Source organism: Priestia sp. TRM10, assembly GCF_057808375.1.
The window spans coordinates 992,056-1,004,896 of sequence record NZ_JBJZOT010000013.1; the positions used below are offsets into that span (position 1 = coordinate 992,056).

Genomic DNA, 12,841 nt, shown 5'->3' on the forward strand with positions numbered 1-12,841 from the left:
TTTTGTTTTATGAACGTAAAAAGCAAGGAGTGCTAAATATGAGCTTTCAATCACTAGGAATTAGTATAGAAGTATGTGAAAGATTAAAAGCAGGAGGAATCGTGAAACCGACGCCAGTGCAAACGAAAGCGATTCCTGCAGTTTTAAAAGGACAAGATGTTATTGCAAAAGCGCAAACAGGAACAGGAAAGACGCTTGCGTTTCTTCTTCCGATTTTAGAAAAACTGGATCTTGAAGATGAAAGTGTGCAAGCGTTAATCGTTGCTCCAACGCGTGAGCTAGCTCTTCAAATTACAGATGAGAGCAATAAGCTCACTAAGCAGCTTGGCTTGCCAGAGGCACTTGCTGTTTATGGAGGGCAAGACGTTGAACGTCAAATGAGAAAACTGCAAGGAAACGTAGGAATTGTTGTGGCAACACCAGGCCGGCTTCTCGACCATTTGCGCCGAGGAACGATTAGCCTGCAGAACGTTCGAACGCTTGTTTTAGATGAAGCAGATCAAATGCTTCATATTGGCTTTTTAAATGAAGTGGAGGAAATTATCGCTCAAACGCCAAAAAATCGTCAAACGCTTCTGTTTTCGGCTACGATTTCGGATGGAGTACGTAAATTATCGAAAAAACATTTAAAACAAGCTGTTGATATTACGATTAAAGCTGAAAAAGTAACGGTTAAAGAAATTAAACAGTTTATTATTGAAACAACAGACCGCAAAAAACAGTATGATTTATTAGAAACGTTAAAAACACATAGACCTTTTTTAGCGGTTATTTTCTGTCGTACAAAACGTCGTGCTGGCGTCTTAAATGATGCTTTAAAACGTAATGGCTACAAATCAGAAGAGCTTCACGGAGATATTACGCAAGCAAAGCGTGAAAAAGTAATGAAGAGCTTTCGAAATGCAGAAATACAGCTTCTTGTCGCAACAGATGTAGCAGCTCGCGGTCTTGATGTAGAAGGAGTAACACACGTTTTTAACTACGATATTCCAGAAGATGCAGAAAGCTACATTCACCGAATTGGTCGAACAGGAAGAGCGGGTGGAAAAGGACTAGCGATTACTTTTGTGGCTGAGAAAGACGAAAGAACAATGACGCTTATTGAAAAGGAAATTCGCTTTAAGCTTAAACGTAAAACAGTAGATGATGAGCCACTTCGTTCTCAACAAAAGAGAGCGCCTCAAGGGGAACGAAAGCAAACGAAAAAAGAACCGAAGAGAGAAGGAAAGCGTGAAAGTCAGGCCTCTTCTCCTACAAGAGGAAAAAGGGGCAAAGGAACAGACTCCCCAAAAAGAGGGCGGAAAAAAGAAGATAAAGGTGGCAGAAGCAGCCGCGGGAGCAGAAATGATCGTCAAAACAGCTTTGGAAAAAACAGCGGCCGCAAAGCTGGAAAGCCAAGTCGTCCAAAACGATCAAGATAAACAGGGAGAACTTCTTCATATTGAAGAAGTTCTTATTTTTTTAAAAACCTAAATGTGATATATTGGTTTTATGAATAAAAATCAGAAAATAAAAAAAATTATCCGTCCGTCATTGCGTGATCAAGTTTATGAAGGTCTTAAGTCAGCTATTATGACGCTAGAATTTCAGCCTGGTGAACGGTTGCATGATCACCAGCTAGCAGAGGACTTTGGGGTTAGTCGCACTCCTGTGCGTGAAGCGTTAAAAAGACTCGAAGATGAAGGTCTTGTTGAATCTTCCCCAGGATCTTCAACAAAAGTTGCTCCTTTATATAGCGAGGAGGCGAAACATACATTTGTAGTTGTGGCAGCTTTACACGCTCTTGCAGCAAGGTTAGCATTTCCATTCCTAGGAGAGGAGGAAATAAAAGAGCTCTCAGACGCAAATGAAACCTTTAAATACCGAGTGAGAGAGAGAGATGCTCGAGGTGCGATTGAAGAAGATTACCGTTTTCATAACGTATTTGTGAGAGCTTCTAAAAATCCAGAAATTGAAAAAATGCTCGCACGCCTTATCGGAAATGTATATCGGCTTGAGCTTTCTAAATTTAGCTCTGTAGAAGGGAAAAGTTCATATAGAGATCACCAAGAAATTATTGAAGCTGTTCAAAAAGGTCAGAAAGAGAAAGTAGAGAAGCTTGTTGAAAAAAACTGGCTCACTCTAGGAGATAAACTCGCTCGATAATAGAGCTAGGAGGAGATAAAATGCGTCCTATTTTATTAGGGATTTTAGCTTCTCTCTTTTTTGCTTCCACATTTGTGTTAAATCGCTTTATGGAAGTAGAAGGAGGAAGCTGGGTTTGGAGTGCTGTGCTTCGTTTTGTTTTTATGATTCCATTTTTGTTGTTCATTGTCTATCGTAAGCGAAAATTATTTCACTTAATAAAAGAAATAAAACAAAAGCCTTGGAGCTGGCTTTTATGGAGTACGGTTGGCTTTGGCTTATTTTATGCACCGCTTTGCTTCGCGGCTGCTTACGGTCCTGGGTGGCTTATTGCAGGAACATGGCAAATTACCATTTTATCTGGGTCATTATTAGCTCCTCTCTTTTACGCAAGAGTTAAAAGGGGTTCAGAGTATATTTTAGTAAGAGGGCGTATTCCCTATAGAAGTCTTTTATTTTCTTCTTTCATTTTACTAGGTGTTGTATTTATGCAAATAGATCATGCAACCGAAATTTCTTTACGAAGTATGATTCTGTGTGTTCTGCCTATTCTAATCGCTTCTTTTGCCTATCCGCTTGGCAATCGTAAGATGATGGAAGTTTGCGAGGGAAAGGTAGATCCATACGAGCGTTTGTTAGGAATGACGATTGCAAGCATGCCATTTTGGGGTATTTTAACAATCTATGGACTCTTTGAAGAAGGAGTGCCAAGTGTAAATCAAACGGTTCAGTCACTTATTGTTGCGTTACTTTCAGGAGTTTGTGCAACAGCGCTTTTCTTTGCGGCAACAGACCTTGTGAAACATGATATGCAAAAGCTTGGGGCAGTGGAAGCAACGCAGTCATTTGAAGTTCTTTTTGCTCTTTTAGGAGAAGTTTTATTACTTTCTGCTCCGTTACCAACAGCTATTTCATGGATGGGGATTTTGTTTGTTGTCGGTGGCATGATGGCTCAAAGCTATGCTTCAAATAGAAAGATTAAAAAAGAACAAAGTTTATCTGTATAATCCTTAACATGTATTTTAATAAAACCATGTTCTAAAAGAAAATGTGAAAAAATGAATAAAAAGATTGCTATTATTGGCGGAAGAGGGACAGTCGGGAAAAAAATAAGTAAAAAAGCATTAGAAAAAGGCTATAGGATCAAAATGCTAACTCGATATCCTGAAGAAAGTGGGAGTGAAATTTGCTTCATTAAGGGAGATGCTCGGAATAAAGAGGATATAAAAGAGCTAATAAAAGGATGTGATGCTGTTATTAATACTGTTGGGCATCCTAAAAGTGAAAAGCCTTTTTATAGCGCGGTAACTTCACATATTATACAGGGAATGAAAGAGCTAGGAATAAAACGTGATATTGTAGCGACAGGAGCGTCTTTAACGCTGAATGGGGATGAAAAAACATTTCTAAATCAAGTAGGCGCAAATCTGTTTCAACTCTTTTTTTCGCCGATGATGAAGGAAAAAGAAAAGGAATACGAACTTTTAAAAGCAAGCTCGCTAGATTGGACGCTTATTCGTCTTCCTTTTGTTGTAGACAAGAAAGGAAAAGGACATATTAAAGTAGCGACAAAAAATATGCCAGGAAAAGTAATTACAAACGAAGAGATAGCAAGTTTTTTGATTTCTCAATTAGATAGTAAAAATATATAAGATGTACGCCGTTTATCTCGAATTAATCATTGGTAATCTTATAGTAGACATGATAAAATGGCGCTTACAAAAAGGTAAACTTAGATAGAAAACAGGTGAAAGTATGGCTTTCGGTATTAAACGAAAAGAGTTAGAAAATTGGAAGAGAGCCGTTGAGGAGGGTGAAATTGCATTTTTGACCCACTATTGGCTTGATGATCGCTTTCCAAACGCTAAAACGGTCACAAAAGTAGGCTGCAGCAATATAGAGCGTTTAATCGATTGGGGAGAGAAATATAATCTTCCTAAAAAAGCGATTGATAACCGTTCAGGGTACCCTCATTTTGATTTGTTAGAAGAAAAACAAATTGAGATTATGACAAAGGAAAACCGTCTAGATCAGCTTAAGCGATTTACATAAGTTAAAAGAACACCTGGTGGCAGGTGTTCTTTTAACTTATGAGGAGTTTTTTGATTTTTGCTTAGCGCTTACATTTTTCTGTTTAGCAAGTAAGAAAAAAGGGAAGAGAAGAAGTAAAGAAACACCGACAATCTCAAAAAAAAGGGAATTTTTGCAGCTTAAAAATAATTATTAAAATAAGTTGAATTATCTGAAATTTCTGTTATAATATAAAAAAGGACAAGGAGTTGATTTCTTATGAAAGACAATGCAGTTAATCCTTCTCAATCCCCTAAAGTAAATGTTACGGACTCGCTTATTGCTGAAATGGTATTGGATCAAGCTTTAAATGCGTTTCGAGAGCAACAAATCCAAAAGGAAATCGACCAGTCACTAGAGAATCAGAACAAAGAAGAATTTTTACGGTTAACGGAAGAGCTAAAAAATCTCTCTGCCGTATAGCTTAATAGATGAACGTTAAAAGAAGAAGCAACTCTGCTTCTTCTTTTTTGTATTGTTTTACATCATAACAAATAGGGTAAGAAAATGCAGGGGCTTGAAATTAATGGGAATAAGTTTGGCTAGGAAAGCTAACGATGATAAAAAGATTCAATTTATTTATGATATGAAATTCTTTTCACATAAAGACGGTAAAATAGATTGCTAAGTTGAGCCTTTTTGTTTTACACTGTAAGAATGCTAAAATATTGTAGCGCTTATTCTTTACTAAAAGCATACTAATCATTGTGGAGAGAGATAAAATGGAAAATGAAACCCCAAAAACGTATAATGTCATTGAACTCTGCTTACTTGCCGGAAAATTGATGCTTGAAAGTGGAGCAGAGACAAACCGAGTCGAAGATACGATGATGAGAATTGCCGCTTCATATGGAATAGGTCGTACACATAGCTATGTTACCCCAACAGGTATTATTTTCTCTGTTGAAGGCCAAGGAGAACCAACAAAGTTAATTCGCATTTCAGACAGAACAACAGACCTTCATAAGGTGAGTGTTGTGAACAGCATTTCCCGTGAAATTAGTACAGGGACAGTGCCTGTTGAAGAGGCGTTCAAACGATTAAAAGAAGTTGAAACAGACAGCATGACATATCCTGTTCGTATTCAGGTTCTTGCAGCTTCTATTGCAAGTGGCTGTTTCTTATTTTTATCACAAGGCGGATGGAGCGATTTTTTTCCTGCTCTTATTACGAGTGGTATTGGATTTTCTTGCTTTATTTATTTTCATCGTATTGTTCGCGTTAAATTTTTAGCTGAGTTTCTAGCCTCTCTTATTATTGCTCTTATTGCTTATGCTTTTGTTACAAAAGGGCTTGGAAACGAAATTGATAAAATTATTATTGGCTCACTCATGCCACTTGTACCGGGACTTTTAATTACAAATGCAGTAAGAGATCTTATGTCAGGGCACCTCATTTCAGGGCTTGCAAAGGGAGCAGACGCCTTTTTAACCGCTTTTGCTATTGGAGCCGGGGTTGCCGCGGTTATTTTTACAGTTTTATAACTTACAGAGGAAAGGAATATGTAATATGATGATTGATCAGATTTTAACAAGTTTCGTTGCTTCCGCTGCCTTTGGCATTATTTTTAACGCACCGAGACATTCAATCATTAAATCGGGCTTTGTTGGCATGTTTGGCTGGTGCATTTATAGCCTGCTTGTAGCGGACGCTGATACAGATTCAATAGTGGCCACACTTGTGGCTGCGTTTGCTATTGCAATTGTCAGCCAAGTGTTTGCGAAGCTTTATAAGACACCGATTATCATTTTTAACGTAGCTGGAATCATTCCTCTTGTACCAGGTACGCTTGCTTACAATTCAATGCGAAATATTGTTGAAAATAACTATGCGTTAGCAGCTCAATTCGGGGCAAAAGCGCTTATGATTTCAGGCGCTATCGCAATGGGGCTTGTATTATCTGAGATTTTCAATCAAATGATTCGTCGTGTAAGGTTATAAAAAAGCGCAGGAAATTTCTCCCGCGCTTTTTTTAGTGTGCTGGTGTTAAAACGAATTTTTCAAGAGCTTTTGGAATACCTTCATTCATGTTTGTATCTGTTACATAGTCTGCTTTTTCTTTAATGTCATCAGGAGCATTCCCCATAGCAACTCCAAGACCTGCGAACTCAAGCATAGCAAGGTCGTTATAGCTATCACCAAATGCCATAACTTCCTCACGTTCAATACCAAGCTTTTTAATAAGTTGGCTCAAGCTCGTTCCTTTTGTTACGCCAGCTTCTGTAAACTCTAAGAAATAAGGCTTCGATCTCATAACGCTAAGAATGCCGTTCAGTTCTCTTTGGAGTTTCTTTTCTACAAGTGCTAGCTTTTCAGGATTATCCACCATAAGAACTTTTACAACAGGAGTTGTGATGGCTTCTTTAAAATTAGAAACTTCATTAATTGGCAATCCTGTAATCTGTTCCTCAATCTCTGTAAATTCATTGTTTTTTGGCGTTACAATTGTATCACCTACATACGTATGAATGCCCACGTCTTCTTTGCTACTTAAGTCGTATAAACGGTGCACTGTTTCAGGAGAAAGGGTACTGCTAAAAAGTTCTTCCTTTGTTTTATAATTAATAATTTTAGCTCCATTGAAAGACAAGATGTAACTTCCATATTCATCCAAATGAAGTTCCTTCGCAATATCAAGCATTGCATATGTAGGACGTCCAGAAGCTAAGACGACTTTTACCCCGCTCTCTTGTGCATCCATTAGTGCTTTTTTTGTTAATGGTGAGATGGTATGATCGTCACGCAAAAGGGTATCATCTAAATCTAGCACAATCATTTTATAGGCCATTATTTTCGCTCCTTTTCTTTTCTATGTTCATATCGTACTATAAATCTCTCTAATAGAAAATAAAAAAAAGATTGTTATTTTTTATGAATGATGTTATATTAATAAAGCGATGAGCTAATTGCATAAGACGAAAAATGAGCTTTTGCTCAACATATGAATGTGGTCATATGGTTTTTCGCCGCAATACGTCAGAGAGGCCGTTTATACGGCCTCTTTTTGTGTTGTACAGAAATCTGTGAAGAAGTAGTCTCTTTATGGATTTTTTGTGTTTCTTTTAAATTAAATAGGGTAAAGAGAAGAAAAGCCATAACGATGGGGGAGGAATAATCGTGAATAAAGAAAACTATATTGAAGCAAGAGAGGAGCTTCAAAGAAGTTTAACGAATATTTCAAACGCATATATTTCTTTAAACCAAGATTTAATGGAACAAAGAAAAACGATAAAAGAAGTGAATATAGGGTATAGAGAGCTTTTAAAACAATATACTTCTTGCTTAGAAGACATGAAGAAGTTAGCTGTACCAGAACAGTATAACAACAATCATCAAAGCTCTCTGAAAACTGTTCCGATGTTTATAGAATCTGTAGAAATGTTACTTGAAAAAGCACGCTTTGACGAAGAAGCATTGAAGCTTTCCTTTGCTAAAAGAAAGCAAGCAGAGATAGAGATGCAAACGTTGGAGAATAAGCTAAAAGAAACAGAAAAAGCATCCATTGCATAGGATGCTTTTTTACTCTATTCATTGTTAAGTACATTATATAATGTAAATTATACTTGATAAATTAATAATAAAAGGGCAAACTTTTAGTAGAACGGATAACGAAATAAGAGAGAAAAGTTCTTTGGAGGAGCAAAAGGATGAACCTGTATAATCATGAGTTTATTTTTAACATTGGGGTTTCTGCTATTTTATCTATCATTATTGGCCTTGAACGTCAGCTAAAGAAAAAACCATTAGGACTCAAAACATGCGTTGTAATTGGGATTACAAGCTGTTTGTTAACAAGTGTGTCCATTGAGGCTGCCTATCAGTTCGCAGAAGAGTATGAGCGACCGATGGATCCTCTTCGATTGGCTGCACAAATTGTATCTGGAATCGGATTTTTAGGCGCAGGTGTAATTTTACGCCGAAATAACGATATTATTTCTGGATTAACAACAGCAGCAATGGTATGGGCAGCGGGAGGCGTCGGAATTGCTTGTGGAGCTGGTTTTTGGTTTGAAGCTATTCTGGCAACAGGGTTGCTTATTATAAGCGTTGAAATTTTACCTGTTTTAATTAAAGGAATCGGTCCGAAAAAGCTTCGTGAAAAAGAGCTGAAAGTAAAGATTGTAGTAGATAACGATGAAAAAATGACGGATATCTTAAAAGAACTAAAACAACGTAAAATGAAGGCACAAAAAGTCCGAATTAAAGATTTGAAAAATAGTGATCTTCTTCAGCTTGAGCTAAGTCTTTTAGTAGATGAAAGTGTTTATACAACAGAAGTGTATTATGAGCTGAAACATATTGAGCATATTGTAAGCGTTGAAATGGAATCCTTATAAAAAGCGAAAGCCTACAGGCTTTCGCTTTTTATTCTGGTTCGTTTTTATTATGGATATCCGTTTCTTTTGCCATTTCAGTACTATAAGCAAGACGGCGTTTGAAGCGCCTATCTTTCACTTTTCTTTCTTTCGGTACATAATTAAGGAAATAGCGATGAACAAGTACTTCAGCTCCTGTAATAATTAGCGCTGATAAGATGCTTCCCCAAGCTACTTGGGGGTAGCTGTCAAAAAGAATACTCCCAAAAATCCAAACGCTCATATACGTTAGCAAAAATTCGACAATAATAGCTTCTCTGTTGCCAAGGCGGCGCAAGATGATTTGATCGCCAATTAAGTATGAAGCAACTGTTACGAATAAACTAAATGAGAGAATATCAACAATTGTGGCATCAAAAAATAAATCAAGTGCAATTGCAAAAGCAATGATAGAACAAATAAATTTTACAAGTAGCGCTTTTAGATGGTTCATATCCGACCCTCCTTTTTATTTTTAGTGTGAACGGAAGAATAAAGTTTTATACTCGGGTAACATGTGCCATAACATTAGGAAGGAATGAAAGTGAAATGAAACTGAGCATACTCGATCAAGCACCAATTTCAAAAGGACAAAACGCTCACCAAACACTTGAAAAATCAGCACAGCTTGCTTTATACGCGGAGTCGTTAGGATATAGAAGATATTGGTTTGCAGAACATCATGGAACAAGAGGGCTTGCAAGCACAGCTCCTGAAATATTAATGAGTCATATTGCAGCTAAAACCTCATCTATTCGTGTTGGTTCTGGAGGAGTGCTTTTACCACAATATAGTCCATTTAAAATTGCCGAAGTATTTCAGCAGCTGGAAGCTCTTTATCCAGGGCGAATTGATCTTGGCGTTGGGAGGTCTCCAGGCGGACCAGAGAAAATTAGAAGAGCGCTCGGGGATACAGAGGAAAATGGTTTGAAAGCTTATCCAAGAAAGCTTCAAGATGTTATCTATCATCTTCATCGAACGCTTCCAGGAAGTCACTCCTACAGTGGCATTAAAGCCGCCCCTCTAACAGACAAGCCTCCTGCGCTTTGGACGCTAGGGCTTGGGGAGAATAGCGCTTCCTTAGCTGCAAGTCATGGAGTAGGCTATGTTTTCGGCCATTTTATTTCTCCGAACAGGGGAGCAGAAGCGTTAAAGACGTATCAAGCATCGTTTAAACCTTCCATGTACTTGCAAAATCCTGCTTCAATTGTAACGGTCTTTATTATTTGTGGGGAAAGTGATGAGGAAGCAGAGTTGCTTGCTTCAAGTCAAGACTTGTGGCTCCTTCAGGTTGAGAAAGGGTTAGACAGTCGTGTTCCGAACATAGAAGAAGCAAAAGCTTATCATTACACAGAACGAGATCAAGAAAAAATACGTCAAAATCGAAAGCGAATGATCATTGGTTCACGTGAAACAGTAAAGAGAGAGCTTCTTAATCTGATGAAGCGATATGGTGCAGATGAAGTGATGGCTCTTGCGAATATATATGATTTTGAAGAAAAGAAAAAATCATTTAAGCGTTTGGCAGAGATATTTCTATAAAATAAAAGATCCCGCGTTAGCAGGATCTTTTATTTTAATTTATCGTTTAATACGCTATCTTCTAAGACAGAAAACTTGTCTCCATAAACTTTCGTAATATGAGAAGCTCCCCAGTTGCACAAGGCATCTAGAATGCTTTCTAAGCTTTTTCCATACTCGCTTAGCTCATATTCCACTTTAGGTGGCACTTGCTGATACACGATGCGATTTACAATGCCATCTTCTTCAAGCTCTCGAAGCTGTTGAGTGAGCATTTTTTGCGTAATGTTTGGCATAAGGCGCTTTAACTCACTTGTTCTTTTTTTACCGTGCGTTAAATGACAAAGAATAACGCATTTCCATTTTCCTCCGATAACTTCAAGCGTGGCTTCTACTGAAATGTTGTATTTCTTTTTTGCTTCAAGCTTTTTTTCCATTTTTTTCTCCTTTTCTATAGGTACTAAAAAGTACCTACAGCACTTTAAAGTGCGTTCTTCCTTTTTCTATTCTTATCTCCCATAATAACATTTACCGGCGGTTTATTAGATTCTTTTTTTACTGTACCTTGTTTTTTTAAAAAAAACAAACAAACCAAAAATCAATAGATAAAGGAGGAAGTTTTTCATGTCTTTAAGTAAAAAACAAAGCACGTTTGCACTGCTTGCTTTAGCTGTGAGTGCTTTTGCTATAGGAACGACAGAATTTATTAGTGTAGGACTTTTGCCGCTTATTTCCGAAGATCTAAATATTTCGGTTACAACAGCAGGTCTAACCGTTTCTTTATATGCACTAGGAGTAACATTTGGAGCACCGGTCTTAACGAGCGTTACTTCTAATATGTCAAGAAAGTCACTTTTACTATGGATTATGATTGTCTTTATTATCGGAAATATAATCTCAGCAGGGGCTATTCACGTTAGCATGCTTCTTTTTGGAAGAGTTATCGCTGCTTTTTCTCACGGTGTTTTTATGTCAATTGGTTCAACAATTGCCGCTGATCTCGTTTCAAAAGACCGTCGGGCAAGCGCAATTTCTATAATGTTTACAGGGTTAACGGTGGCGACCGTTACAGGAGTGCCGTTTGGAACTTTTATTGGTCAGCAGTTTGGATGGCGTCTTGCTTTTGTCACAATTGTTGTCATTGGAATTGTTGCTTTTATCGCAAATAGTATACTAGTGCCAGGAAACTTGTCAAAAGGACAAAAAACAACAATTAAAGATGGAGTGAAATTAGTAACAAACGGTCGTTTATTGCTTGTGTTTGTTATTACAGCTCTTGGATATGGTGGAACATTTGTTGTCTTTACGTACCTTTCACCACTTTTACAAGATGTAACAGGTTTTAAAGGAAGTACTGTTGCTGTTCTTCTTCTTCTTTACGGAGTAGCAATTGCGATTGGAAACATGGTTGGTGGGAAACTTTCTAACCAAAACCCGGTAAGAGCGCTGTTTTACATGTTTATTTTTCAAGCACTTATTCTGTTAGCATTGTTTTTCACCGCGCCTTTCAAAGGGATAGGGTTAGCGACAATCTTGATGATGGGACTTTTCGCATTCATGAACGTTCCCGGTCTGCAAGTATATGTTGTAATGCTTGCAGAGCGGTTTGTACCAAGTGCTGTGAACGTGGCGTCTGCGATTAACATTGCAGCGTTCAATGCAGGAATTGCGCTTGGTTCTTATTTTGGAGGAGTCGTCACAAACTCACTTGGCCTTGTTCATACAACATGGGTTGGAGCCGTGATGGTAGCTGGCGCTGTACTTCTAACAGGGTGGAGTCGCTCTTTAGAAAGAAAAGATCAAAAAGCTGGAAGAAACATTGCTTAGCAAGGATAAGAAAACATTTTAGGAGGATTTTAATAATGAAAAACTTACAGGATACAGTAACACTATACAATGGAGTCAAAATGCCCGGATTTGGACTAGGCGTGTTCAAAGTAGAAGAGGGGAAAGAGCTTGTAGAGGCTGTGAAAAATGCAATTAAGCACGGGTACAGAAGCATTGATACAGCTGCTATTTACGGCAATGAAGAGGGAGTTGGCGTTGGCGTTAAAGAAGCTTTGGAAGAAAACAATTTACGTCGTGAAGACCTATTTATCACATCAAAAGTATGGAATGATGGTTTAAACTATGAAGAAACAATCTCTGCTTATGAAGAAAGTTTGAAAAAACTTGGTCTCGATTATCTTGACCTTTATCTTATTCACTGGCCAGGAAAAGATCAGTATAAGGAGTCTTGGAGAGCACTTGAAACTCTTTATAAAGAAGGAAAAGTAAAAGCAATTGGCGTAAGCAATTTTGAAGTTCATCATTTAGAGGCATTATTGAAGCAAGCTGAAATTAAACCAATGATTAACCAAGTCGAGTACCATCCTCGCTTGACTCAAAGTGAAGTAAAGGCTTTTTGTGAGGAGAACGAGATTCGTTTTGAAGCATGGTCACCACTTATGCAAGGAGAGCTTTTACAAAATGAAGAGTTGACGCACATTGCCAAACATCATGGAAAATCTGTTGCTCAAATTATTCTTCGCTGGGATGTTCAAAATGGAGTGATTACAATTCCGAAATCAACAAAAGAACACCGCATTATTGAAAATGCCAACATTTTTGATTTCCAATTAACAAAAGAAGAGATGCAACAAATTAGCTCTTTAAATGAAAATCGTCGTGTTGGTCCAAATCCAAATGAATTTAACTTCTAAATGAAGGTAGAGAACGCATATAACTTTAGTTATATGCGTTTTTTATTGGAACTTTTTTCTTGTTTTTTC

16 protein-coding genes are annotated in these 12,841 nt (G+C 37.6%); 13 read left to right on the forward strand and 3 right to left on the reverse strand.

Annotated features, from left to right (window positions below):
* The first annotated feature begins 38 nt into the window (after positions 1–38).
* From ACK3CR_RS16160 to ACK3CR_RS16195, 8 genes are all read left to right on the forward strand, one after another.
* Positions 39–1,421 carry a DEAD/DEAH box helicase gene (locus ACK3CR_RS16160; protein WP_268584897.1) on the forward strand — a complete coding sequence of 461 codons (1,383 nt, stop codon included), beginning with the start codon at positions 39–41 and terminating at the stop codon, positions 1,419–1,421.
* 70 nt (positions 1,422–1,491) lie between these two features.
* The gene (locus tag ACK3CR_RS16165; RefSeq protein WP_488975760.1) at positions 1,492–2,145 is read left to right on the forward strand and encodes a GntR family transcriptional regulator; all 654 of its coding nucleotides are present in this window, start codon (positions 1,492–1,494) and stop codon (positions 2,143–2,145) included.
* Positions 2,146–2,165: 20 nt separating this feature from the next.
* The gene (locus ACK3CR_RS16170; protein WP_488975761.1) at positions 2,166–3,131 is read left to right on the forward strand and encodes a DMT family transporter; all 966 of its coding nucleotides are present in this window, start codon (positions 2,166–2,168) and stop codon (positions 3,129–3,131) included.
* A gap of 51 nt (positions 3,132–3,182) precedes the next feature.
* A complete protein-coding gene (locus ACK3CR_RS16175) occupies positions 3,183–3,776 on the forward strand; it encodes an NAD(P)H-binding protein (RefSeq protein WP_488975762.1) in 594 nt (197 codons plus the stop codon).
* Positions 3,777–3,879: 103 nt separating this feature from the next.
* A complete protein-coding gene (locus ACK3CR_RS16180) occupies positions 3,880–4,176 on the forward strand; it encodes a hypothetical protein (RefSeq protein ID WP_488975763.1) in 297 nt (98 codons plus the stop codon).
* 237 nt (positions 4,177–4,413) lie between these two features.
* Positions 4,414–4,617, forward strand: a complete 204-nt coding sequence (locus ACK3CR_RS16185) for an IDEAL domain-containing protein (protein WP_019395464.1) — start codon at positions 4,414–4,416, stop codon at positions 4,615–4,617.
* Between the two features lie 299 nt (positions 4,618–4,916).
* Positions 4,917–5,678, forward strand: coding sequence for a threonine/serine exporter family protein (locus tag ACK3CR_RS16190; RefSeq protein WP_019395466.1), 762 nt, complete (start codon positions 4,917–4,919; stop codon positions 5,676–5,678).
* A 25-nt stretch (positions 5,679–5,703) separates the two neighbouring features.
* Positions 5,704–6,135, forward strand: a complete 432-nt coding sequence (locus ACK3CR_RS16195; protein ID WP_019395467.1) for a threonine/serine exporter family protein — start codon at positions 5,704–5,706, stop codon at positions 6,133–6,135.
* Between the two features lie 31 nt (positions 6,136–6,166).
* On the opposite strand, the gene ACK3CR_RS16200 is transcribed toward ACK3CR_RS16195, so the two are convergent.
* Positions 6,167–6,982: a Cof-type HAD-IIB family hydrolase gene (locus tag ACK3CR_RS16200; protein WP_488975764.1), complete on the reverse strand. Its 816-nt coding sequence runs from the start codon at positions 6,980–6,982 to the stop codon at positions 6,167–6,169.
* Positions 6,983–7,311: 329 nt separating this feature from the next.
* On the opposite strand from ACK3CR_RS16200, the gene ACK3CR_RS16205 reads away from it, so the two are divergent.
* Together ACK3CR_RS16205 and ACK3CR_RS16210 are read left to right on the forward strand one after the other, a co-directional pair.
* The gene (locus ACK3CR_RS16205) at positions 7,312–7,704 is read left to right on the forward strand and encodes a hypothetical protein (protein WP_488975765.1); all 393 of its coding nucleotides are present in this window, start codon (positions 7,312–7,314) and stop codon (positions 7,702–7,704) included.
* A 137-nt stretch (positions 7,705–7,841) separates the two neighbouring features.
* Positions 7,842–8,531, forward strand: a complete 690-nt coding sequence (locus tag ACK3CR_RS16210; protein WP_243510406.1) for an MgtC/SapB family protein — start codon at positions 7,842–7,844, stop codon at positions 8,529–8,531.
* A gap of 28 nt (positions 8,532–8,559) precedes the next feature.
* Here ACK3CR_RS16210 and ACK3CR_RS16215 read toward each other — a convergent pair whose 3' ends face one another.
* Positions 8,560–9,003, reverse strand: coding sequence for a YndM family protein (locus ACK3CR_RS16215; RefSeq protein ID WP_488975766.1), 444 nt, complete (start codon positions 9,001–9,003; stop codon positions 8,560–8,562).
* A 95-nt stretch (positions 9,004–9,098) separates the two neighbouring features.
* Here ACK3CR_RS16215 and ACK3CR_RS16220 point away from each other — a divergent pair, with 95 nt between their 5' ends.
* A complete protein-coding gene (locus ACK3CR_RS16220; protein WP_488975767.1) occupies positions 9,099–10,091 on the forward strand; it encodes an LLM class flavin-dependent oxidoreductase in 993 nt (330 codons plus the stop codon).
* 29 nt (positions 10,092–10,120) lie between these two features.
* On the opposite strand, the gene ACK3CR_RS16225 is transcribed toward ACK3CR_RS16220, so the two are convergent.
* Positions 10,121–10,507, reverse strand: a complete 387-nt coding sequence (locus tag ACK3CR_RS16225; RefSeq protein WP_243510404.1) for a winged helix-turn-helix transcriptional regulator — start codon at positions 10,505–10,507, stop codon at positions 10,121–10,123.
* Between the two features lie 187 nt (positions 10,508–10,694).
* On the opposite strand from ACK3CR_RS16225, the gene ACK3CR_RS16230 reads away from it, so the two are divergent.
* Positions 10,695–11,897, forward strand: a complete 1,203-nt coding sequence (locus ACK3CR_RS16230; protein ID WP_243510403.1) for an MFS transporter — start codon at positions 10,695–10,697, stop codon at positions 11,895–11,897.
* Between the two features lie 32 nt (positions 11,898–11,929).
* Positions 11,930–12,772, forward strand: a complete 843-nt coding sequence (locus ACK3CR_RS16235) for an aldo/keto reductase (protein ID WP_243520872.1) — start codon at positions 11,930–11,932, stop codon at positions 12,770–12,772.
* Positions 12,773–12,841 lie beyond the last annotated feature (69 nt).